Origin of the sequence: Halomarina rubra, assembly GCF_023699475.1 — an archaeon.
GTDB classification, from domain to species: domain Archaea; phylum Halobacteriota; class Halobacteria; order Halobacteriales; family Haloarculaceae; genus Halomarina; species Halomarina rubra.
In genome coordinates, this window is the sequence record NZ_JALXFV010000003.1 from 353,454 (window position 1) to 375,927 (window position 22,474).

Genomic DNA, 22,474 nt, shown 5'->3' on the forward strand with positions numbered 1-22,474 from the left:
ATTGTACGGAAGCACTGAAATATTAATCAGTTCCCCTTTTGTGATGCTCGAATTACGACATCACTTAGGACCGGCTAACCCTCAGCTGACAAACATTGCTGAGGAACCCTTGTCCGTTAGGCCGTCGAGATTCTCACCCGACTATCGCTGCTACTATGGCCAGGATTTTCGTCACCAATCGGTCCACACGAGTTCTCACCCATGCTTCCACCCAATCGGAGCGCCAACCTACGGGAACACGCGATGAAGCGTGCCGCTAGGTCTCGGTAGTGGATTTGAGCCCCGATCATTTTCGACGCCCCGAACCTCGGCCGGTAAGCTGTTACGCTTTTCTTAGAGGGTAGCTGCTTCTAAGCTCACCTCCCGGCTGTCTAGGGCTCGGGACAATCTTCAATCGCACTTAATCCACATTTTGGGACCTTAACCCAGCTCTGGGTTGTCTCCCTCACGGTGCACAAGCTTACCCCGCACACCGGGCTCCCTGCGTCTACGGCGTTCGTAAGTTCGGAGTTTGACAGGGGTGTCGACGCCTCTCGGCGTCGATCGCCCCAATCAGTCGCTCTACCTCACGAACTACCTTAGCAGAGGTCATGCTTCGACATGTTTCGGTTGGAACCAGCTGTTACCGGGTTCGATGGGCCTTTCACCCCTACACATAAGTCACGAGAGGGTATTGTAGGACACCAACTCTAGCAGGCCTCCACATGGCTTTCGCCATGCTTCGCCTTGCTCATGTGTAGATCACCCGGATTCGGGTCGTGTCCGCCTGACTCCCCGCGCTTAAACACGGTGGCCCTGGCAATGCTGCGGCCATATTGGTTTCCCTACGCCTTCCCCGATACTCGGGTTAGACTCGTCAAACAGACACACTCCCTGGCTCGTTTTTCAAAACGTACGACGAGACACCGGCTCCGTAGACATTCTACTGTGGGGTCGCCCCCATGTCGTTCTGTCCACGGCCTTTTATGCCCCGTCGCTCCATCGCCACATGATTTCAGGCCTTATTTCAACCCCTTTCTCAGGGTACTTTTCAGCGTTCGCTCACGCTACTTGTCCGCTATCGGTCTCGAGTTGTATTTAGTCTTGGCAGTCGATGCCTGCCGTCTTCTCGAGGGATTTCCAACCCCCGATACTCTGGAACAAACCTGCAATCTCCCACTCACGATACGGGGCTGTCACCCTGTATCGCCCTCCGTTCCAGGAGAGTTCTCGTGAGTCGTTGATTGCGTATGGTAAGTCCGAACACCACATTGCCCGAAGGCTTCGGTTTGGACTGTGTCGTCTTCACTCGCCGTTACTAACGACATCCCGTTCGGTTTCTTTTCCTGTCCTTACTGAGATGTTTCAGTTTTGGACGTTCCCCATTGCGCGAAGCAATTGTGAAGGGATTCCCATTAGGAGATCTGCAGTTCTTAGCCTCCGTGCGGCTCCCTGCAGCTTTTCGCAGCTTGGCACGTCCTTCGTCGGCACTCGAGCCGAGCCATCCACCACGTGGCACAGTAGCCACGAATAATTGAATGCTCTGGACCGCGGTAAACGGGTCCAGTGAGCGCCTGGATTGCACGTACACACGGTGTCATACACACGTCCGGAGACTAAGCGGACCTGCGTCAACCCTTCCCATCCTCGCTTGCACGAGATGGTGCATCTGTCTTCATCGGAACGAGCGCCGGATTGCACTTAAGCAACCCGGTTCCGTCCCGTGAATATGGACCCACTGGGATTCGAACCCAGGGCATCCTCCTTGCAAAGGAGGCACTCTCCCACTGAGCTATGGGCCCTACCTGTTAGCCCCGGTAGTTCTGAAGTGCTCGGTCGGCCACTTCGTCGTCGACGTCCGCGCCAAAGGTGAGCCAGGCACGACGGCCTGGTCTCGATCTGTGGAGGTGATCCAGCCGCAGATTCCCCTACGGCTACCTTGTTACGACTTAAGCCCCCTTGCAGAGCCCAGATTCGACCACCGGACGGTGGCCTCATCCGGACCCCACTCGGGTGCTTTGACGGGCGGTGTGTGCAAGGAGCAGGGACGTATTCACCGCGCGCTTCTGACACGCGATTACTACCGAATCCAGCTTCATGCGGGCGAGTTTCAGCCCGCAATCCGAACTACGATCGAGTTTAGGAGATTAGCGTCCCCTTTCGGGGTAGCTTCCCATTGTCTCGACCATTGTAGCCCGCGTGTTGCCCAGCTCATTCGGGGCATACTGACCTACCGTTGCCCGTTCCTTCCTCCGCTTTAGCAGCGGCAGTCCCCCTAGTGTACCCAGCCATCGCGAGATGCTGCTGGCAACTAGAGGTGCGGGTCTCGCTCGTTGCCTGACTTAACAGGACGCCTCACGGTACGAGCTGACGGCGGCCATGCACCTCCTCTCAGTAACGTCGGGTAAGGTCATCAACCTGACCGTCATGATTACTGTCGGAGCTGGTGAGATGTCCGGCGTTGAGTCCAATTAAACCGCAGGCTCCTCCGGTTGTAGTGCTCCCCCGCCAATTCCTTTAAGTTTCATCCTTGCGGACGTACTTCCCAGGCGGCTCACTTCACGGCTTCCCTACGGCACAACGCAGGCTCGTAGCCTGCGTCACACCTAGTGAGCATCGTTTACGGCTAGGACTACCCGGGTATCTAATCCGGTTCGAGACCCTAGCTTTCGTCCCTCACCGTCGGATCCGTTCTCCAGAGGCGCTTTCGCCACCGATGGTCCGTCTAGGATTACAGGATTTCACTCCTACCCCAGACGTACCCCTCTGGTCTCCCGGTCCCAAGCCAGGCGGTATCCGCCGGACGCCCACTCGTTAGGCGAGTGGATTTCCCGACGGACCTACCTGGCCGGCTACGGACGCTTTAGGCCCAATAATATCGGTCATCACTTGAGCTGCCGGTATTACCGCGGCGGCTGGCACCGGTCTTGCCCAGCCCTTATTCGTGTACCACCTTAAGGTACACAAAAGCGAGGACTGTATGCCCTCGCACTCGGAATCCCCCTATCGCACTGTCGTGCAGTGTAAAGGTTTCGCGCCTGCTGCGCCCCGTAGGGCCCGGACTCTTGTCTCAGAGTCCGTCTCCGGGTTCTATCTCTCAATACCCGTACCGATTATCGGCACGGTGGGCCGTTACCCCACCGTCTACCTAATCGGCCGCAGCCACATCCTATGGCGCCGGAGCGTTTCGTGCTCCCGGCATTCCAGCGTGGGAGCAGTATCACGGATTAGCCTCAGTTTCCCGAGATTATCCGTGTCCATAGGGCAGTTTGGCCACGTGTTACTGAGCCGTTTGCCACGAGTGTGAACTCGTGCGACTCGCATGGCTAAATCGGATTCCGATAGCAATGACCTCCGGCAGGATCAACCGGAATGTTCCCCTCTAACGAGGGGGGTTGGCGGGAACACACTCAGAGAGTGTGTCCATATCCCATTTGCAGATTGCATGTGTGTATCGGACGTCGGCGACAGTCGGACCGACCGAGTGTCACCGAACTACCAGGGCTAACATCAGATCCCGTCTTGACGGCGGACCGCAGGGGCGGAATCCTCACTTCTTCGGATTTCAGTGTACCCGGTTGAGGGTTATAAACCCATCGAACCGAGTTCGAAATCCCGGACGCGGCCAGCGTGCCACGCCCCGTCGCGTATTACATCCGAACGCCCCCATACATATAAGGGCATCGGACCGGAGATGACCTCCCGAAGGAGACCACCTCGTCTTTCCGCGTATTACGTCCGAGTGCCCCCATACGTATAAGGGCGTCGGACCTCGGATGACGCCCCGTGAAGAGCGCCACCCACCTTGTCGCGTACTTGGTCCGAGTGTGCCCTTACATATAAGGGCGTCGGACTGCGGCGGTTCGCCCCCGGAAGGGGGCGTCCCGCGCTTCTTCGCATTCTATCCGAGTGGAGGGTTACGTATAAGGCCGTCGAACCACCGGCGCTCCGTCATGCGTTTTCATGGGAACACACTCCCATGGGTGCAGAGTGTCACAGTGCTCGATAGAACTCCGGAGCCGTCGCTCGAGGTGTCGATGTCGCGCGGTTGGAGACCGGTTCGTCATCCCCCGCGTGAACGGACGGTCGGACCGGGTGAGGCCGCGCGTCTACGCGTACGCGGGGAGGGGTGCAATAACCTGTGGGACCGAGGTGGACCCACAGCGTCCACTCGACGGTCGGGAGAAAGTTGAGAAGTGAGGCGAGACCCGTTCAGATCTCTTCGAGGTGCTCGATGCCCTGCTTCGAGACGTTGGCCTTCGTGATGCGCTGGGGCATCCAGTCGGGTTTGTCGTCCGGTGCGTCCTCGACCCAGGCCCACCCCTCGTAGTGGTGGACCTTCTTCGTCCCCTTCTCGCGGAGACTGATAGCCTCCCGTTCGGCGGCGTCTTCGCCGTCGGCCGGTTCGAGCCGTCGGGCCGCCTTCAGTGCGGCCTGTCGAGGAGTGCGTCCCGAGAACACACTCGATTCGCTCCCGGACGTGTCCCGAAGCGCGAAGTTCCGCTTACCGTCGTCGCTGCGTGCCATGGTTTGGTACCTCCGTGTCAGTGTGAGACATGACCCTACATAACTATATCCCCGAAACCACCCGATGTAACGCTGTTCTTTAAATACGGGTCCGAGGAGAACGGGACGACGGCGTCGTCGTTCGCACAGCAAACTTAAGTACAGCGTGTGACGAAGTGCGAGGTAAGATACCGCGATGGTGCGAAAGAAGAAGCTCAGTCCGAGCGGCGCCAAAGACGAGAACGGCGAGTATCACAACGTCCACCTCAACCTCCACGAAGACGAGCTCACCGTCGCCGGCATGGAGATCGGCGACGAAGTGTACGTGCGTGTGCGCGACAACAAGATAATCATCCAGAAAGCCTCAGACGAAGAGGAGATAGAGCACGAGTTCTGATGTTCTACCGTGCCGCGAAGCCCTTCCTGTTCCGGCTTCCGGCGGAGACCGCTCACACGGCGACGAAGCGACTGCTCCGTCTCGGACAGGGGACACCCGTCGAGGAGGCACTGACCGCCCGCTACCGCGTCGACGACCCACGACTCCACACCGAGCTGTTCGGCCTGGAGTTCCCGACGCCCGTCGGCGTCGCAGCCGGCTTCGACAAGAACGCCGAGATACCGGGGATGCTCGGCGCACTCGGCTTCGGTCACGTCGAGGTCGGCGCGGTCACCGCCGAGGGACAGGTGGGGAACCCGCGCCCGCGACTGTTCCGTCTGCCCGAGGACCGCGCGCTCGTCAACCGGATGGGGTTCAACAACGCGGGCGCGGACGTCGTCGGCCCGCGTCTCGCCGACACCGACGCGTCGGTCCCGTTGGGCGTCAACATCGGGAAGTCGAAGGTCACCCCGCTCGACGACGCCCCCGCGGACTACCGCTACAGCTACGAGCAGACCGCCGCGGGCGGGGACTACTTCGTCGTCAACGTCTCCTCACCGAACACGCCGGGGTTGCGTGACCTCCAGAACCGCGAGCACCTCGAGGCCATCATCGGCGAACTCCTCGACGCCGACGCCCGGCCCCTCCTGGTGAAACTCTCGCCGGACCTCACCGACGGCGCGGTCGAGGACGCCCTCGCGGTCGTCGACGACCTCGACCTCGACGGCGTCATCGCGACCAACACCACCGTCGAGCGACCCGACACGCTCCGCAACCACAATCGCGTGGAGACGGGCGGACTCTCGGGCGCACCCATCGAGGAGCGTGCGACCGAGATGGTCCGGTTCGTCGCCGAGCGGACGGACGTCCCCGTCGTCGGTGTCGGTGGCGTCTCGGACGCCGCGGGCGCGTACGCGAAGATTCGCGCCGGGGCCTCGCTCGTCCAACTGTACACCGCCCTCGTCTACGAGGGGCCAGCGCTCGCGCGCGACATCAACCGCGGCCTGCTCGACCTGCTGGAGCGCGACGGCTTCGACTCCGTCGAGGACGCCGTCGGCGCGGACCTGTAGCCGACCCGCGCGACAGGAGGCACACCCCTACAGTTCGTGTTCCATCCACTGGAACTCGTACAGTCCACCGTTCGTCTCCTCCTCCGTCCTCCCGACGCGCTCGAACCCACAGCGTTCGTAGACGCGCATCGCCCGCTCGTTGAACGTCGCCACGCCCAGTCGCACGCGCGGTGGGTCGTAGCGCTCGCGGGCGACCGCCAGCGCTCGGCGGACGAACGCCTCGCCGTCACCCTCGCCCGTCCGGTCGGGGGCCATCCCCAGGCCGAGGTCGACCGTGTCGCCGCTGGGGTCGAAGCTGTAGAACCCGACCAGTCCGTCGGCGTCGGAGACTGCGAACCGGCGGTCGGGCCACGTCGACTCGTCGACGAACGCCGCGCGGTCGGCGGGGTCGGCGTCGAGGTCGTAGAAGTCGTACGGCGGGTCGTAGCGCCACTCGTCGATACGTACGGCGACCGCGCGGGTCATCGGTTCGACGGTGTACTCGGGAGGGCAGTCCATACGACGAACGGGCGCGAGAGCGCGAAAACGGTGTCGTCCCGACCGGACGACGAGACGGCGAGTGGGCGAACTACTCCAGCGCCGCGAGGTCGAACTCGAACGCCGCGACCGGTAGTTCGAGGTCGTGTTCGACCAGCACGCGCGGGTGGACCTCACCGACGACACCCACGCGTTCGCCGTCCAGTTCGACGGCCGCGGTCCGTCCCTCGATGAACGACGGGTGGGTCGTCGCGGGCGTCTCCAGGGTCTTCCCGAACGCGCCGGCGAGCGTCTGCAGTCGGGCCTTCGCGTCCTCGTAGCCCGCGTCGGTGCGCGCGAGGACGGCCGCGACGGTCCGCCGCTCGGCCGCCTTCGTCTCCTCGCGCTCGTCGACGTGCGCCGCGAGGCCGATCTCGGCGAGGTCCTGGGGGTACGCACGGTGCGTGTTGTTCTCCAGGACCGTCAGCAGCGACGGGAGCGCCCACGTCCGGACGACGGTGTAGTCCTCGCTGTACGGTTCTGCGATGGTCACCGGTGGCTGTTGGCCCACGGGCGCGTCCGGGTCGCGCTCGTCGGGCACGTCCAGCCCCATCCGGTCGAGGCAGTCGCGCTCGCTCGTCATGTGGAAGTCGAGCATGTCCTCGAAACCCAGGCCGACGAGCGCGTCGCGGGCGGCGCTCTCCAGCCGGGAGGTCTCGTGGCGGCCCCCGACCGTCGAGACGTCCGGGTAGCGCGGCGAGAGTTCGTTGAAGCCGTGGGCGCGTCCCACGTCGTCGACGACGTCGACGGGGTTGAGCACGTCGACGCGGTACGGTGGCACCTCGACGCGATAGGCGGGAGCACCGTCGCGCTCGACCACCTCGGCGTCCAGCCCCGCCCGTTCGAGGTAGTCGACGACCTGCTGCTCGTCCAGATCCACGCCGAGCAACTGCTCGATGCGAGCGTGCGCGACGGTCTTGTGGTCGACCGTCAGGTCCGGCCGGAGCAGGTCGCGCTGTTCTGCCGGGTGACCCTCGGGGTACTCGACGCGGACCTCCTCGACGCGGCCGCCACGCGCGTCCAGCGCGTAGCAGACGATGGTGCACATCTTGTCGATGGTCCACTGGTCGGTGCCCGTCATCTCGATGAACAGGTCCCGGGACTCGTCGTCGACCTCCGTCCGACGGCCGTTGATGACCGGCGGGAACGAGAACAGGCCGATGTCGTCGTAGATGGCCGGGTACCGGTCGTAGCCCTCGACGATGTCGGCGTACTTCTCGCCCGTGGGGTGGTCGGTGAGCACGCCCGCGGGGGTGAGTTCCTCCGTCGAGTCCAGCGCGACGAACGTGTCCTCCTCGGGCGCGATGCCCCGGTAGCTGATGGCCTTCCCCGCGCCTTCGCGGGCGGCGTTGCCCTTCAGCATCGTCAGGTCGTGGACGCCGATGGCCCCCTTGGCGCGCTGGCGGCCCATCGTCGCGTGCAGTTTCTCCTGCAACTGGATGAGCGAGTCCAGTTTCGCCTCGCTCATGTCTAGACCGCGGACGATAGCGCCGGTGACGTACGGCCGTTCGTCGGGGACGGTCTCGTCGACCTCGATGACCCACTCGGCGTCGTTGGTCTTGGGGACGTAGACGCCTCTGTCGGTGCCGTCCTGGTAGCGCAGCGACCGGGCCACGCCCTCGACGGAGAGACGGTCGAGTCGGTCCGGGGCGAACTCCAGTTGCATGTCTCCCTCCTCTGTCTCGCCCTCGAACTCCAGACCGAGGTCGAACAGGTCGCGTTTCAGCTCCTCGTCGGAGCGCTCGGTGCTCGCCAGTGTCCGCAGTTCGTCGGGGTCGACGTCGACGACGGGCATCAGTAGATCACCTCCGCGTTCCGCAGGAACTCCAGGTCGGCCAGCGTCCCGTGCAGGTCGCGGATGTCCTCCGCGCCGGTGACGAGCATGGCGAGGCGTTCGAGCGCCAGCCCCCACGCCATCACCTCGCAGTCGACGCCCAGCGGTTCGAGCACCTCGGGGCGGAAGATGCCCGAGTTCCCGATTTCGATGAGCTCGTCGGTGACGGGGTGGCGGCCGAACAGTTCGAAGCTCGGCTCGGTGTACGGGTTGTAGTGGGGTTTGAACTCGATGCCGGTGATGCCGAACTGCTCGTAGAACTCGGTGAACGTCCCCATCAAATCCCGCACCGAGAGGTCCTCGGCCATCACCCAACCCTCTATCTGGAAGAACTCCAGCAGGTGCGTCGCGTCGAGCGTGTCGTTGCGGTACACCTTCTCGACGGAGAACCACCGCTGTGGTGGCTCCAACTCGCCCTCGGCGTGCCCCGAGAGGTAGCGCATCGACAGCGACGTGGTGTGCCCGCGCAGGTCCAGTCCGCGCGCGACGTCCTCGGTCCACGGCGAGTGGTAGCCGTCGCCGTCCTCGCCGACGCCCTCGCGGTGGGCGCGCGCGACCCGGTCGACTAGCTCGCTCGGCATGTCATCGGCGTCCATCTCCGCGGGGTTCGACAGGACGAACTGGTCCCAGTGGGTGCGGGCGGGGTGGTCCTGGGGCATGAACAGCGTGTCGTTGATCCAGAACTCCGAGTCGACGTGCGGGCCCTCCATCTCCTGGAACCCCATCCCGACGAGCACGTCCTTGACGCGGTCTGCGGTCTGGCGGAGCACGTGTTTCCGCGCGGGCGTGACGGCCTCGGCGTCGGCCTCGACGTTGTACTCGGTGAACTCCACGTCCTCCCACTCGCCGCTGGTGAGCAGTTCGGGGGTGACCTGCGCGACCGTCTCCGCCACGCTCACGCCCTCCATCATGGCGTCGACACCCGCGTCGGTCAGCAGGACGGAGCGGACCGTGGACTCCTCGCGGACGACGAGGCTGCGTCGGTCGAGCGCGTCGAGCGTCTCGTCGTCGACGGTTCCGGCGTCGCTCGCGGCGATGCTCTCCAGCGCGTTCGCCTCCGTGTCCGCGTCGGGGTCGGCGTCGGGGTCGGCCGACACCGCGCCGCTGTCGATGACGCCGTAGCCCTTCCGCGCGAAGTTCGACAGGGCAATCTGGACCTCGGGGCCGCCCAGTCCGGCCGCGCCGATGAGTTCCCCCATCTCGACCGGCTCGTCGGCCGCGCCCGCGTCCATCGCGGCGCGGTAGAGGCGGACTTCGGGTAGGCCCGCTTCGCGGTACGTCTCGCCCTCCTCGGTCAGGCTGACGGTCTCCTCGGTCCGCTCGGTGACGTCGAGCAGGCCGTCGTCTCGTAGTTCGAACGCCGCGCGCGTGACGACGGTGGGGGTCTCTCCCACCTCGTCCGCGACGGCGTCGACGGTTCGGTCGTCGGTGGCAGACGCGGCCTCCAGGACCGCGACCTGCGCTGCGGGTAGTTGCATGGTTCGTACACTCGGGTACGTCGGTTAGGTGTTTTCGAGTCGACTCGTGGCTCCGACAGCGACGCCGAAGCGGTGAGACGGCCCGCGCGATGCGACCCCTGCGAGCGATTTCGTCCCTCCCCAGCGGAAGGAGTCCGCCGCTCGCTCAGGCCGCGAAGAAGAAGCCGAACCTCGCGACGCGTGACTGGTCGGTGACGACACCGGCACGGCGAGGGTCGCTTGCCATGTCCGAGAGAGACGGGGCCGCGGGCAAAAGCGTTCCGGGGGCGTGAGAGCGACTGGACCGGCGATGCGGGCGGGACTGAAAGGGGCGGGGCGCTGGGGGAAGGCGCGCGAGGTAAGCACTGGAGCGACCGGAGGGAGCGAAGGGCGCAACGAGCGCACCGACTCCAGCGCCTCGGGGCTTTCGGGGTGAGCGTCGCTCCGCTCTCGCCCGCACCCGCGCTGGAACTTTTCACGACACGAATCCACCATACAGTATGGAGTGGACGGAGTTCTACCGCGAACGCGACTACGACCGCATCGCGTACCTCGCGGGCGACCGGATGCCGGACCTGCTGGAGCGGTTCTTCGAGCGGACACGGGTGCCCAAGACGATGCTCTCGGTGGGGTGTGGCCCCGCCGTCACCGAGTTCGCCGTCGCCGAGCGCCACCCCGAGACGACGGTCCACGGCGTCGACGTCTCCGAGGAGCTCGTCGCGGACAACCGCGACCTCGCGAGCGACGCCGACCTCGACGGTCTCACGTTCGCCGTGGACGCGCTGCCGGACCTCGACACCAAGGGGCACTACGACCTCGTCTACTGCATCGCGACGCTCTTTTTCGTCGCGGACGTCGACCGGGCGCTCGAATCGTTGTGGGAGCGAGTCGCGCCGGGCGGCCACCTCGTCGTCTCGTACCCCTCCGAGGGAACGCGCCGCGGGGCGTTGGAGATGGACGAACAGAGCCAGGCGTTCTTCTCGCTGGTCGTCGGCGAGGAGAACCTCCGCACGCGTGCGGACGTCGAATCGACCCTCGGCGTCGAGACGCGAGACTACTGGGACGCGGTCGGCACCGACGAGTCGTTCGTGGAGTTCGCGCCGACGGTGTACGCACGGAAGAAGAGCGACGAGTAGGACGAAACGAACAGTGCCGACTCAGCGTCGCGAACTCTCTAACTCGACGTCGAGCGACTCCAGCAACTCCTCGGCCTCGGCGCGTTTCTCCTGGTGGTCTTCCAGGAAGTCGCGCATCAACTCCGCGGCCTGTTCCTTACAGCCACCGCAGAGGCGCTCGCCGCCGACGCACTCCTCGTACACCTCGCGAGTCAGGTCGTCGTCGTCCTGTGCGAGCAGGTAGGCGTACAGTTCGTAGACGGGGCACTCGTCGACCTTCCCGCCGAGTTCACGCTGTTTCTCGGCGGTCTCCCGCCCACCCGTGGTCGCCGACTTCACCTTGTCGTAGCCGTCGGCGGGGTCGTCGAGCAGCGAGATGTGCGAGGCGGGAATCGAGGAGGACATCTTCCCGCCCGTGAGGCCGGTCATGAACCGGTGGTAGATAGACGAGGGTGGGACGAAGCCGTAGCCGCCGTTGTCGACCTCGACCTCGCGGGCCAGTTCCTCGGCCGCGTCGTGGGCGAGGTCGAACGCGTCGACGTGCTCGTCGAACACGCGTTTCTCGCCGTCGATGGCCTCGACGAGCGCCTCGAACGCCTCGGGCGTGGCGTTGCGGTCGAGGAAGCGGACGCGCGGGCGCAGCGGCTCCATCCCGGCGTTGGCTAGTTTGGCCGCGACACGCGCCTCGGGGTCGCTGGCCTCGCTGTCGCCCGCCTCGTACTGGTCCATCCGTGGTCGGTCCGCGAAGTCGACGGCCTCGACGCCCTCGTCGACGAGCACGGCAGCGTCGAGACAGCGCACGGTGACGTCGCCGTCCGCGTCGGCCGCACGCTCTGCGAGCGCGTCGAAGGCGTTCGCGACCACCGCTCGCTCCTCGTCGTCGACCTCGAAACTGGCGTACGCCTCGGTGACGCCGAAGAAGCGCATCCGCGAGGCGAGGTCACGCGATAGGCGGACGTGGGGGTCCTGGTCGGGGCCGACGGGGATGACCGTCGGCTTCGGTTCGTCGAGTTGGGGGTAGCAGATGTCGGCCATCTGGGTGACGACCGACTGCATGTGCGAGACGTCGGTCTCACCGTCGAAGCCGTAGATGGCCTCCAACTCCGAGTAGTTCGCCTTGACCCCGAGTTCGAACGCGAGGTCCTGCAACGGGCGGTTCTCGGACTGGCGGTACAGTTCGCCCTCCTCGGGGTCGAACCCGAGCGCGAGCAGCGAGAGGAGATAATCGCGCGAGTGTTCGTCGATTTCGGCCCAGGAGAGGCCGCGAGCGGCGTGCGCTTCGAGGTCGGCGATGAGGCCGTAGGCGTCCAGCCCCTGCCGTTGGTGCCAGATTATCTCGTCGAAGACGAGTTTGTGGCCGATGTGGGGGTCGCCCGTCGGCATGAACCCCGAGAGGACGGCGGCGGGCTCGTCGTTGGCCATCGCTTCGAGCACGCGGCGGTACTCGCGGTGGCCGAAGATGACGCCGCGACGCATCAGGTAGTGGGGGTTGGGCACGTCGGGGAGCAGGTCGTCGAACTCCTCGATGCCGAACTGCTCGAACAGTTTGCGGTAGTCCTCGACGGTCGAGGAGCCCCACGGGTCGAGCGTGACGTCGTCCGCTCCGGCGGCGGTACCACCGTCCGGACGCAGGGAGCGGTCCGCGTCGGCGGTGTCGTCGGTGTCGCGAGCGCCCTGCTGTCGCTCGTCGGTGTGGTCGCTCATGGCGTTCGTTGTCAGAGGGGGCGGTTGGCGTCGGCAAAACGGTTCGCATACCACGACGCGACGGTGCTCGCGGTCGCAAACCGGGAGGAGTCGGCGAGTGGTCGGACTACGGCGTCAGGCGCGACAGCGACAGCCACTCCACCTCGCTGCCGTCGACGAGCGCGAACACCATCGTCTTGCGGACGCCGTGGGCGAGGCGGACGTCGAGCGCGAGGTCACGCGGGGCGAACTCGTGGCCCGCCTCGACGACGCGCACGAGGAACTCGGAGTGACCCAGGTCGTCGGCGCTGTCGACGTCGGCGTAGGTGCGGAAGTCCGACCCGAACTTGAACCCCGTCTTCGGGACGACGTCGCGCTCCCGGAGCGCGCGGTAGACGGCGAGGCGGCGGTCGAACCGGTCGCCCTCGACCTCCCGGCCCCGGTCGACGATGCCCGCGTGGTTGGCGTCGACCCGGACGACACCGCGTTCGGCGAGGTACGCGCCTTCGAGCAGCGAACACTGGATGGGGCCGTCGGCGTCACGGCCGTCGAGCGGGCGACCGTAGAACGCCTGGCGGTACAGTTCGGAGGGAGGGTTCCACAGCACGACCCGGTCGGCCAGCAGTGCGCCTCCGACCTCGGTGGGGAGGTCGGTGTCGCTGGAGCCGGTGACGTCGGGGGTGTCGACCCCGAGGTAGGTGATCTCGGACTCCTCGTCGACGACGGCGAGCGTCTCTTCGAGCGAGTCGGCGTCGATGCGCTCGCGTTCGCCGACGACGCGCATCTGGTACTCGACCTCACCGTCCCACGGCCCGTCGCCGCGAGGGTAGACGACGAAGTCCGCGCCGCCGGTGTCGTCGCGCCAGCGCGCCGGCGAGAGGTAGAACCCGCGGTCGCGCAGGTCCTTGTAGACGAGGAAGTCGAGCGTGCAGTCGGTCGTCGTCAGGAACGACCGGAAGTCCATCCCGTCGACGCGGTCGATGTCCCCCCGGAAGAGGAGGTGAGCCGCCTCCACCGGCGCGAGGTCGAGCGCGTCGCCGTCGGGCGAGCCGTACCCGCGGTTGTCGAAGAACCGCTCGCGGGCCGGGCCCGCGACGTGTACGACGTCTCCGTCGAGCGTTGCGTCCATACGTAGTCTGCCAGCCCCACGACCATCAACGGTCCGCCTTTCGTCTGGGGCTCGCCCCGACACGGCCGGCTACAGCCGCCCCACACGAGCGCGACTCCGCAGGCGACTCCGGAAGCCCGGTCCCTCTCGGTCACACCGACGTTCGCACGGCCTCACACGCCGCGTCGAGACAGCGCACGCTCCCCGACCCGGTCCGGAACGCCGGCAGGCCGCAGTCACACGTCCCCGCGACGACCCCGCGTGGGACCGAGAACGCCGTCTCGCAGTCGGGGTAGGCGTCACAGCCCGCGAGCAGGCCGCCCCGACGGATGATGCGCAGGTCGTCACCGCAGTCCGGACAGTCCCACGCGCGGTCGAACGCCTCGCGAACCGCCGCGTCGAGCGACTCGCAGTCGCGGTCGAGACACACCTCGAACGCGGCCCCGCGCTCGGCACGGATTCGGGGGAGGCCGCAGTCACACGTCCCGTCGAGGACGCTCGCGTCCCCCGGCAGGCCGTAGCGCACGTCACAGTCGACGCAGACGACGCCGCCCTTGGTGCGGACGAGCGACCCGCCACACCCCGGACACGACCCGACTGGCGTCCCAGCGCCGCTCGCCGGGACCGAACTCAGCGCGTACTCCTCGTGGACGGTCACGCGCAGTCGCTGGTCGCCGTCACGCGCGACGACGCGGACCGGGTCGGACTCGACGGTCAGCGACTCGGGGCGGGTGAGCCACGCGACCGGCTGGTAGCCGTCGGCGTCGTGGACGAGGACGGTGTCGTCGGGTTTGACGAGACAGACGACGTGCCCGCGCTGGAGGCGGGCGCGCGGTCCCGTCCCCTCGAACTCGGTCGTACACTCGCCGGCGAACAGTCGGAAGCTTCCGGACATGGCCACCGCTGGTCGCGTGTTGGCACAAGAACGCTCGGAGGCCGGGGCCTGGAGCGAGTCGGACGAGAAGAGCGGTCCGACCGGGGCGTCACTCCACGCGAACGGTACGCGAGTCGGTGACCGGCGGCAACGGCAGGTCGGGGAACGCCACCGCCACCTCGAACGTCATCTCGTCGGCGGTCCCGCCGAACACCGCCGCCGGGACCGTCGTCTGCCCGAGGTACGCCGTCGTGTCGGCCATCTCGACGCCGTTGACCGTCACGGCGACGCTCGCGCGCGCGCCGCCGGCCGTCGAGCGGACGGTGAGTTCGCGCATGTCGTTCTGACCGCGGCCGACCCGCTCGGGGAACTGCCCCCACTCGACCGCGACCGCGGGTAGTTTCCGGGCGTTCTTGAGGAGCGTCGTCGCGACGCCCTCGGACATCCCGGCGGCGACCAGCCCCTCCTCGCCCGCGGCGAGCACGTCCGCGGGCGTCGTGATACCCTCGCCCGCGAGACGCTGGGCGCGCCCCGAACCGACGCCGTCGATGGCCGTCAGTCCGACCGCCTCGGCGTCGACGCCGTGTTCGACCCGAGCCTCGACGCGGCGGGCGAGGTTGGCGAGGTCGGGCGCGGCGAACGTGTCGAGGAACTCCTGGAGTGCGGCGAGCAACCGGAGTGCGTTCTGTCGGATGACCCACGCGTCGCTCTGGAGTTCACTCGGGGTCGATCCGGTCATGCTCGCGCGCAGGATGGCGAGCACCTTGCGGTGACCGTCGTCGTCCAGCGTGTCGTCGCCGGAGAGGACCCGACTCACCGCGTCGCGCTCCGCCGAGCGACACGAGACGCTGTCGAACTCCGCCGCGCCAGCGACGCACTCCAGAACGGCCGACTCGTCGACGTGGTCGCGCCCACTGAGGTCAGCGAACCGTTCGGCCGTATCCAGTCGGAGGTAGTACCGCGAGGCGAGTCGCCCGAGCGCGGTGCCCTCCACCCCGAGGTCCGTGTCGGTCTCGACGAACCCCGACTCGACGAGTCGCGAGAGCGTCTCGCGGACCCGTTCGCGCAAGCGACCGCCGAAGTCGTAGCCGTCGGGCGCACTCTGCGCGCGGACGTAGTAGAAGGTGGTCTCCAGCCAGTCCATCACGTCGTCGAGGTCGCGGATGGTGCCCAACGATATCTCGGCGTTGAGGTGGGCGTCGAGGTCGTCTGCGAGACGCGACTCGATCTCTTTGCCCTCGCTCAACAGCTGTTCGTAGCGTGGCTTGTCCGAGTACTGGCAGACGACGTAGGCGTACCCCGCGTCGTCGAACCCCGGTCGGCCCGCCCGTCCGAGCATCTGGAGGACGTCGAGGGGACTCATGTCGACCTCGCCTTCGAGCGGGTCGTGGAGTTTGGTGTCCCGGATGACGACACAGCGAGCGGGGAGGTTCACCCCCCACGCGAGCGTCGACGTCGAGAACAGCAGTTGGATGTCGCCGCGCTTGAACCACGCCTCGACGCGGTCCTTGTCGCCCTTCGCGAGGCCGGCGTGGTGGAACCCCACCCCGTCGAGCACCGACTTCCGGAGCGTCTGGTTCTGGAGTTCCTTGGCTTCGTTGTGGAAGTCGTAGTCGCCGCGAGCGCCCATCGGGACGTCCCGCTTGGCGAGTTCGTCCCGCGCTTTCTCGGCGGCCCGGACGGTGTCCTGCCGGGAGGCGACGAACACGAGCGCCTGTCCCCCCTCGCTGACGTGGGGTTCGGCGAGGTCCAGCGCGCGGTAGAGCCGACGGTACTTGTCGGCGAACGGGTTGTCCCCACGGGAGTACGTCTTCACCGACGCGTCGAGCGGGACGGGACGGTACTCGTCGTCGAACTCGAAGGTGCAGTCGGCGGGGGCGTCGAGCCACCGCGCCACGTCGTCGACGTTCGGCATCGTCGCCGAGAGCGCGACGACGCGGGGGCTACACAGCCGTCGGAGTCGCGAGATGGTCACTTCGAGCACCGACCCCCGGCGGTCGGAGTCGAGCAGGTGGACCTCGTCGATGACACAGCAGTCGACGTCGCGGATGAAGCCGTAGCGCGTCGACTCGTGTTTCCGGGTCGCCGAGTCGGCCTTCTCGGGCGTCATCACGAGGATGTCGGCGCGGTCGGCGAGGTGGGGCGTCAACTCGCGTTCGCCCGTGACGACGTAGACGGAGTAGCCCATCTCCTCGAAGCGCTCCCACTCGCTCTCCTTCTCGTTGGTCAGCGCGCGGAGGGGGGCGAGAAACAGCGCGGTACCCCCGGCTTCGAGCGTCTTGCAGATGGCGAGTTCGGCGAGCGCCGTCTTCCCGCTGGCGGTCGGTGCGCTCACGACGACGTTCTCGTCGCGCTCCATGATGGCCGGGTACGCCGTCGCCTGCATCCGATTGAACGAGTCGAACGGGAAGGCGTCGGCGAACTCGGGGAGGCGCTCGGCGACGTTCACAGGTAGTGACGGGAGCGACCGGCCAAAGACCTAGCGATTGCCCGGTTGGGGGAGTCGGTGGTGCCGAGTAACAGAGGAAGCCGGCGTGGGCGGAGTCGAGACTTGTCGTCGGACCGACCGTGTCGGAAGGCGGTTCACCGGGAGCGAATCACGCCGCCGTGGCGTCCTCGGCGGCCCGGTCGAGCATCCCGCGTTCGGTCGAGTAGTAGTAGTACGCGCCCAGGCCGACCGCGGCGACGACGTTCGAGAGCGTCACCGCCCAGAACACCGCGCTGATTCCGAAGTCGAACGCGACGATGCCGAAGACGCTGGCTCCGACGACGGCGACCGGGATGCGGACACCCCAGTACTGGCCCATGCTGGCGACGAAACTCGTCGTCGTCCGGCCCGCGCCGTTGAACCCCGCTCGGAACAGGTACATCGCCCCCATCGCCGGGTACCCGACCGCGAGGATGCGGAGGTACTCGACGCCGAGCGACTGCCCCTGCGCGGAGAGCGTCGGCGCGAACGTCTCGACGATGAGTCCGGGGACCACCCACTGGACGACGCCGAGGGCACCGAGACCGAGGGCGGCGACGGCCGCCCCCTGCCACGTCGCGCGGTGAGCGCGTCCGACGAACCCCGCACCGAGGTTCTGGCCGATGACGCTCTGGGCGGCCTGCTGGAGGCCGCCCGCGGGGATGACCGCGAGCGCGGCGACCCGGACGCCGACGGCCCACGCCGCGAGCGCCGGCGCACCGCCGGCGACGAACGCGACGGTGACGAGGACGACGTCCGCGATCTGCTTGACGACGTTCTGCCCCGCGATGGGTGCGCCCACCGTCAGCACCTCGCGAATTTCGTCGAGGTCGACCGTGGCGGTCGCCCGCGAGAGCATCCCGCCGTGTGCGCCCCGTGCGAGGCGGACGTAGCCGTAGGCCCCACCGACGGTGTAGCCGACGACGGTGGCGAGCGCGGCCCCGGCCATCTCGAGGCGGGGGAACCCGCCGATGCCGAGGATGAGCAGCGGGTCGAGGACGACGTTGACGACGACGGCGACGACGTTCATCCGCATCGCCGTCTTCGAGTCGCCCCATCCGAGAAAGCCCGCCTCGGTCGTGTCCGAGAGGATGAGCAACGGGAGGCCGAGCGCCGTCACGCCGACGTACGTCGCGGCGAGTTCGAGCGCGGCCGTGTCCGTGTCGGCACCGGGGCGGACGAGCGCGAACAGGTCGAGCAGGGGGCGCGCGCCGAGGAACGTCAGTACGCCGAAGCAGACGCCGAGGACGACCGAGAGGAACAGGCCGGTGAACAGCGCCCGTCGCGCCCCGGTCGTGTCGTCCGCGCCGACGCGCTGGGAGACGACGATCTGCGTGCCGACGAACGGTGCGAACAGCGCGAGCGCGAACAGGAGACTGGTGAGCGGGAAGGCGAGACCGATGGCCGAGACGGCGGCGTCGCTGAGTCGGCCGAGCCAGAACAGGTCGACGACCTGCTGGACGACCTGGACGAGGTTCTGAACCAGCAACGGCGCGGCCAACACCAGCATCGCCCGCAACACGGGCCCCTCGGTGATGTCGTCGGGCGAGAGGTCGAACATCTATGCCCGGTTTTGCCACACACGTTATTAATTTTTGCAATTTTCGCTGTGAACGTCGCCACCACTGACCGGTTCCGACCGTCCGCGAGAGCCTCCTAATCGGACAGATTCGGGCCGGAGACGGTCCCGACGACGAGAAGGCTATAAAAACCGTTGGCCCACACAGGCAGAAGGGGGTTACTTGTTCTGGCTCGTTTGATAGGTAAGACATGACACAGATGACGGACACGGGTCGCCGGGGAGGACTCGGCACCGTGGCGGTGAGGTGACGGGCCGATGAGGAACTACAGCGGGACGTCCCAGCGGGTCGCGGTCGACGAACGCGAGGACGAGACGAGCGTCCACGACGACCTCGTGGTCATCTCGAACCGTCAGCCGTACCGCCACCGCTACGACGACGACGGCGACGTGGTGACCGACCGTCCCGTCGGCGGACTGACCGCGGGCCTCGACCCCGTCGTCCAGCGCGTCGACGGGACGTGGGTCGCGTGGGGCGACGGCGACGCCGACGCCGAGACCGTCGACGAGAACGACTGCGTCCGGGTGCCGCCGGACGACCCCGCCTACACGCTGCGGCGGGTGTGGCTCGACGAGGAGGCGGTCGAGGGCTACTACTACGGCTTCTCGAACCGCGTCCTCTGGCCGCTGAGTCACGGTCTCGTCGGGACGATGGAGTACCGCGACGAGCACTGGCAGCAGTACCGCGAGGTCAACGAGACGTTCGCCGAGGCCGTCGCCGAACGCGCCGGCGAGCGCTCGCTGGTCTGGTTCCAGGACTACCACTTCGCGCTCGCGCCACGGCACGTCCGCGAGCGGGTCGACGGGCCGACCCTGATGCAGTTCTGGCACATCCCGTGGCCCGACTGGGACACGTTCCGGACCTGTCCCGCGCGCGAAGCCATCCTCCACGGGTTGCTCGCCAACGACCTGCTCAGCTTCCACATCCCGCGGTACTGCGAGAACTTCCTCGACTGTGTCGCGGGCTGTTTCGAGGACGCCACCGTCGACGAGCAGACCGGCGAGATCCACCGCGACGGCGAGACGACGCGCGTCCGGGCGTTCCCGATGGGCGTCGACGTCGACCGCATCGAGCGGGAGGCCGCCGCCTGCACCGAGGCCGAGTGGGCCGAGTTCACCGCCGCCATCGGCGTCGACCCCGAGGCGACGCTGTCGGTCGGCGTCGACCGACTCGACTACACGAAGGGCATCCCCGAGCGCCTCGCCGCGCTCGAACGGTTCTTCGAGGAACACCCCGAGTGGCGTGGCGAACTCACCCACGTCCAGAAGCTCTCGGAGAGTCGCTCGCGCATCCCGGCGTACGGCGACGTCGCCGACCGCGTCGCCGAGGCCATCGAGCGCGTCAACGGCCGGTTCGGCACCGACGACTGGCAGCCGGTGGTCCGCCTCGACAGCCACCTCTCGGCTCACCAGCTCTACGGCCTGTACCGGAACGCCGACATCGCACTGGTGTCGCCCGTGCGCGACGGGATGAACCTCGTCGCCAAGGAGTACGTCGCCGCCCAGACCGCCGACCCCGGCGTGTTGCTGCTGGGCGAACTCGCGGGCGCGCAGAAGGAACTCGGGGAGTTCGCGCTCCCCGTCGAGCCGTACGACACCGCGGGGTTCGCCGACCGCATCGGCGAGGCGCTGACGATGAGCGAGCGCGAGCGCCGCGAGCGGATGGCGAACCTCCGGGCGGCGGTGGCGGCCAACGACATCGAACACTGGATGGACGACATCTTCGGCGAGGCCCGCGAGGTCCGTCGAACGCGCGGCCGATGAGCGAGCGACCGCCCGTCGCCGACGGGAGCGACGACCCCGCGAACGCGGACGTGGACACGGACCCGACCACCGACACGCGCGATACGTCGGGGGCGGCCGCCACGACGGACGATGCGGTCACCGAACCATCCGGGAGCGACCACCCGTTGCGCGAGCGCATCGCGGCCGAACTCCGCACCCACGACCACCTCGTGTTGTGCGTCGACTTCGACGGGACGCTCGCGCCCATCGTCTCGGACCCGGCGAGCGCCGCGCTCCGGACAGGCAACCGCGACCGCCTCGAACGCCTGCGCGACCACCCGGCGGTGACGCTCGCCGTCGTCAGCGGGCGTGGCCTCGCCGACGTCCGCGAGCGCGTCGGCGTCGAGGACATCCACTACGCGGGCAACGCGGGCCTCGAACGCGCGGTCGCGGGGAGCGACGCCGACGACCCCATCGAGGTCCACGAGGACGCTCGGCGGGCCGAACCCCACCTCGAACGCGCGCGCGAGACGCTCCGTGACAGGCTCGGGTGGGCGGCGGGCGTCAGCGTCGAGGACAAGCGCTGGTCGCTCGCGGTCCACACCCGCAACGCCCCCGACACCCACGAGCGCGTCGCCGAGACGGTCGGGCGTGTCGTCGAGCGCGTCGGCGGCCTCCACGTCTCGGAGGGCCACCAGGTGTTCGAGGTCGGTCCCGCGACAGACGTGAACAAGGGAGCGGCGGTGAGCGCGCTCGCCGACGAGCACGCCGAGCGCCACGACGCCGACCCGCTGGTGATGTACGTCGGGGACGACCGGAGCGACCGCTCGGCGTTCGGCGTGGCCGCCGACCGGGGCGTGGCGGTCTACGTCGGGGCCGACGGCCCGGACGAGGCACACCACGTCGCGGACCCGACGGTCGTCAGCGACCTGCTCGACTGGCTCGTGACGACCGGCCTCGTGCCGAGCGCGTCAGAGTGAACCGCCGACCCCCGACAATCCGCACCCTTTTGGCCCGCCCGACGAACACTCACTCATGAGCTACCGGCGCAAGCCCGACTGGTTGAAGATGCGACCACCGTCGGGCCAGCGCTACACCGAGATCAAGCAGACCCTCCGGGACCACGACCTCCACACGGTCTGCGAGGAGGCCAACTGCCCGAACCTGGGGGAGTGCTGGTCCGGGCGCGACGGCCCGGGGACGGCGACGTTCATGCTGATGGGCGACCGCTGTTCGCGCGGCTGTAACTTCTGTGACGTGAAGACCGGCGGGATGGAGCCGCTGGACCCCGAGGAGCCCGCGAACGTCGCCGAGGCCGTCGCCGAAATCGGCCTGGAGTACGTCGTCCTCACCAGCGTCGACCGCGACGACCTCGAAGACGGCGGGTCGGCGCACTTCGCCGAGACCATCCGCCAGATAAAGCGTCGGGACCCCTCCATCCTCGTCGAGGTCCTCATCCCGGACTTCGCGGGTGACCCCGAGGCCGTCGACCGCATCGTCGAGGCCGGCCCGGACGTCGTCGCGCACAACGTCGAGACCGTCGAGCGACTCCAGTGGCCGGTCCGGGACCGCCGGGCGACCTACGAGCAGTCGCTCGCGGTGCTCGAACGGGTGAGCGAGACCGCCGACGTCTACACGAAGACCTCGCTGATGCTCGGCGTCGGCGAGTACGACCACGAGGTGTACCAGGCGCTCTCGGACCTCCGGGAGGCCGACGTCGACGTCGTCACGTTCGGTCAGTACCTCCAGCCCTCGCGGTCGCACCTCGAAGTGTTCGACTACGTGCACCCCGACACGTTCGACGTCTGGGAGCGGGTCGCCGAGGAGGAGTTCGGGTTCATGTACTGCGCGTCGGGACCGATGGTCCGGTCGTCGTACAAGGCCGGCGAACTGTTCGTCGAGGCGCTGCTCCGAGAGGGCGCGAGCGTCGAGGAGGCGCGTGCGACCGCCCGCGCCGGGTCGAGCGACTGAGTCGGCGGGGGCGAACGAGAGGTCGGGAACGCGATTCGTTGTGAACGTTCGTTCGGAATTCGACGGGAGAGACAACTGTTCTCCCCGTGGTGTCCAGTTCATCGGTTCAGAATCGGATACCTTCGAACTCTTCGTGCGGGAGGCGTCACGAGTTCGCGGACTGACGCCGAGGAGTGGCAAGAACCAGCACGAACGAAACGGTTTTACGAAAACA

General features: G+C 67.1%; 15 protein-coding genes, 1 tRNA gene and 2 rRNA genes (1 of these 18 running past the window's edge). 6 read left to right on the plus strand and 12 right to left on the minus strand.

The window, feature by feature from the left end; all coding sequences use genetic code 11:
- The 4 genes from M1L36_RS07065 to M1L36_RS07080 all read right to left on the minus strand — a co-directional run.
- Window positions 1–1,512, minus strand: a 23S ribosomal RNA gene (locus M1L36_RS07065); it reaches 1,399 nt to the left of the window's first position.
- 197 nt (window positions 1,513–1,709) lie between these two features.
- Window positions 1,710–1,781: transfer RNA gene (locus M1L36_RS07070), tRNA-Ala, on the minus strand.
- A 100-nt stretch (window positions 1,782–1,881) separates the two neighbouring features.
- Window positions 1,882–3,353: ribosomal RNA gene (locus tag M1L36_RS07075) — 16S ribosomal RNA — on the minus strand.
- The 16S and 23S rRNA genes sit together here with 1 tRNA gene alongside, the layout of an rRNA operon.
- An 838-nt stretch (window positions 3,354–4,191) precedes the next feature.
- The gene (locus M1L36_RS07080) at window positions 4,192–4,506 is read right to left on the minus strand and encodes a non-histone chromosomal MC1 family protein (RefSeq protein WP_250873017.1); all 315 of its coding nucleotides are present in this window, start codon (window positions 4,504–4,506) and stop codon (window positions 4,192–4,194) included.
- Between the two features lie 175 nt (window positions 4,507–4,681).
- On the opposite strand from M1L36_RS07080, the gene M1L36_RS07085 reads away from it, so the two are divergent.
- Together M1L36_RS07085 and M1L36_RS07090 are read left to right on the plus strand one after the other, a co-directional pair.
- Window positions 4,682–4,882 (plus strand): hypothetical protein, encoded by a 201-nt coding sequence (locus tag M1L36_RS07085; RefSeq protein ID WP_250873449.1) that lies wholly within the window; start codon window positions 4,682–4,684, stop codon window positions 4,880–4,882.
- Window positions 4,882–5,931 (plus strand): quinone-dependent dihydroorotate dehydrogenase, encoded by a 1,050-nt coding sequence (locus tag M1L36_RS07090; RefSeq protein ID WP_369694210.1) that lies wholly within the window; start codon window positions 4,882–4,884, stop codon window positions 5,929–5,931. Before M1L36_RS07085 ends, M1L36_RS07090 begins: the two co-directional genes overlap by 1 nt.
- 27 nt (window positions 5,932–5,958) lie before the next feature.
- On the opposite strand, the gene M1L36_RS07095 is transcribed toward M1L36_RS07090, so the two are convergent.
- From M1L36_RS07095 to pheS, 3 genes are all read right to left on the minus strand, one after another.
- Window positions 5,959–6,429 carry a GNAT family N-acetyltransferase gene (locus M1L36_RS07095; RefSeq protein WP_250873018.1) on the minus strand — a complete coding sequence of 157 codons (471 nt, stop codon included), beginning with the start codon at window positions 6,427–6,429 and terminating at the stop codon, window positions 5,959–5,961.
- 70 nt (window positions 6,430–6,499) lie between these two features.
- Window positions 6,500–8,242 carry a phenylalanine--tRNA ligase subunit beta gene (pheT, locus tag M1L36_RS07100; RefSeq protein ID WP_250873019.1) on the minus strand — a complete coding sequence of 581 codons (1,743 nt, stop codon included), beginning with the start codon at window positions 8,240–8,242 and terminating at the stop codon, window positions 6,500–6,502.
- The gene (gene pheS, locus M1L36_RS07105) at window positions 8,242–9,759 is read right to left on the minus strand and encodes a phenylalanine--tRNA ligase subunit alpha (protein WP_250873020.1); all 1,518 of its coding nucleotides are present in this window, start codon (window positions 9,757–9,759) and stop codon (window positions 8,242–8,244) included. The genes pheT and pheS overlap by 1 nt, the downstream gene beginning before the upstream one ends.
- 479 nt (window positions 9,760–10,238) lie before the next feature.
- Here pheS and M1L36_RS07110 point away from each other — a divergent pair, with 479 nt between their 5' ends.
- A complete protein-coding gene (locus M1L36_RS07110) occupies window positions 10,239–10,874 on the plus strand; it encodes a class I SAM-dependent methyltransferase (RefSeq protein ID WP_250873021.1) in 636 nt (211 codons plus the stop codon).
- A 21-nt stretch (window positions 10,875–10,895) separates the two neighbouring features.
- Here the strand turns inward: M1L36_RS07110 and M1L36_RS07115 are convergent, their stop codons facing one another.
- From M1L36_RS07115 to M1L36_RS07135, 5 genes are all read right to left on the minus strand, one after another.
- Window positions 10,896–12,557, minus strand: coding sequence for a tryptophan--tRNA ligase (locus tag M1L36_RS07115; protein ID WP_250873022.1), 1,662 nt, complete (start codon window positions 12,555–12,557; stop codon window positions 10,896–10,898).
- A 106-nt stretch (window positions 12,558–12,663) separates the two neighbouring features.
- On the minus strand, window positions 12,664–13,665 hold the full coding sequence (gene endA / locus M1L36_RS07120; RefSeq protein WP_250873023.1) for a tRNA-intron lyase: 1,002 nt from the start codon (window positions 13,663–13,665) through the stop codon (window positions 12,664–12,666).
- 130 nt (window positions 13,666–13,795) lie between these two features.
- Complete coding sequence (locus M1L36_RS07125; protein ID WP_250873024.1) at window positions 13,796–14,539, minus strand: topoisomerase DNA-binding C4 zinc finger domain-containing protein; 744 nt, start codon at window positions 14,537–14,539, stop codon at window positions 13,796–13,798.
- A gap of 88 nt (window positions 14,540–14,627) precedes the next feature.
- The gene (locus M1L36_RS07130) at window positions 14,628–16,967 is read right to left on the minus strand and encodes a DEAD/DEAH box helicase (protein WP_250873025.1); all 2,340 of its coding nucleotides are present in this window, start codon (window positions 16,965–16,967) and stop codon (window positions 14,628–14,630) included.
- Between the two features lie 148 nt (window positions 16,968–17,115).
- Window positions 17,116–18,546: an MATE family efflux transporter gene (locus tag M1L36_RS07135; RefSeq protein ID WP_250873026.1), complete on the minus strand. Its 1,431-nt coding sequence runs from the start codon at window positions 18,544–18,546 to the stop codon at window positions 17,116–17,118.
- Window positions 18,547–18,822: 276 nt separating this feature from the next.
- Between M1L36_RS07135 and M1L36_RS07140 the strand changes: the two genes are divergently transcribed.
- From M1L36_RS07140 to lipA, 3 genes are read left to right on the plus strand one after another with little or no spacing between them, the layout of a single operon-like run.
- A complete protein-coding gene (locus M1L36_RS07140) occupies window positions 18,823–20,328 on the plus strand; it encodes an alpha,alpha-trehalose-phosphate synthase (UDP-forming) (RefSeq protein ID WP_250873027.1) in 1,506 nt (501 codons plus the stop codon).
- On the plus strand, window positions 20,325–21,269 hold the full coding sequence (gene otsB / locus M1L36_RS07145; RefSeq protein WP_250873028.1) for a trehalose-phosphatase: 945 nt from the start codon (window positions 20,325–20,327) through the stop codon (window positions 21,267–21,269). Before M1L36_RS07140 ends, otsB begins: the two co-directional genes overlap by 4 nt.
- Before the next feature lie 55 nt (window positions 21,270–21,324).
- The gene (gene lipA / locus M1L36_RS07150) at window positions 21,325–22,260 is read left to right on the plus strand and encodes a lipoyl synthase (protein ID WP_250873029.1); all 936 of its coding nucleotides are present in this window, start codon (window positions 21,325–21,327) and stop codon (window positions 22,258–22,260) included.
- Window positions 22,261–22,474 lie beyond the last annotated feature (214 nt).

Bases quoted from the DNA above. Each gene is read 5' to 3' on its own strand.
- M1L36_RS07080 (WP_250873017.1), bottom strand. From the start codon at position 4,506: ATGGCACGCAGCGACGACGGTAAGCGGAACTTCGCGCTTCGGGACACG.
- M1L36_RS07085 (WP_250873449.1), top strand. From the start codon at position 4,682: ATGGTGCGAAAGAAGAAGCTCAGTCCGAGCGGCGCCAAAGACGAGAAC.
- M1L36_RS07090 (WP_369694210.1), top strand. From the start codon at position 4,882: ATGTTCTACCGTGCCGCGAAGCCCTTCCTGTTCCGGCTTCCGGCGGAG.
- M1L36_RS07095 (WP_250873018.1), bottom strand. From the start codon at position 6,429: ATGGACTGCCCTCCCGAGTACACCGTCGAACCGATGACCCGCGCGGTC.
- pheT (WP_250873019.1), bottom strand. From the start codon at position 8,242: ATGCCCGTCGTCGACGTCGACCCCGACGAACTGCGGACACTGGCGAGC.
- pheS (WP_250873020.1), bottom strand. From the start codon at position 9,759: ATGCAACTACCCGCAGCGCAGGTCGCGGTCCTGGAGGCCGCGTCTGCC.
- M1L36_RS07110 (WP_250873021.1), top strand. From the start codon at position 10,239: ATGGAGTGGACGGAGTTCTACCGCGAACGCGACTACGACCGCATCGCG.
- M1L36_RS07115 (WP_250873022.1), bottom strand. From the start codon at position 12,557: ATGAGCGACCACACCGACGAGCGACAGCAGGGCGCTCGCGACACCGAC.
- endA (WP_250873023.1), bottom strand. From the start codon at position 13,665: ATGGACGCAACGCTCGACGGAGACGTCGTACACGTCGCGGGCCCGGCC.
- M1L36_RS07125 (WP_250873024.1), bottom strand. From the start codon at position 14,539: ATGTCCGGAAGCTTCCGACTGTTCGCCGGCGAGTGTACGACCGAGTTC.
- M1L36_RS07135 (WP_250873026.1), bottom strand. From the start codon at position 18,546: ATGTTCGACCTCTCGCCCGACGACATCACCGAGGGGCCCGTGTTGCGG.
- M1L36_RS07140 (WP_250873027.1), top strand. From the start codon at position 18,823: ATGAGGAACTACAGCGGGACGTCCCAGCGGGTCGCGGTCGACGAACGC.
- otsB (WP_250873028.1), top strand. From the start codon at position 20,325: ATGAGCGAGCGACCGCCCGTCGCCGACGGGAGCGACGACCCCGCGAAC.
- lipA (WP_250873029.1), top strand. From the start codon at position 21,325: ATGAGCTACCGGCGCAAGCCCGACTGGTTGAAGATGCGACCACCGTCG.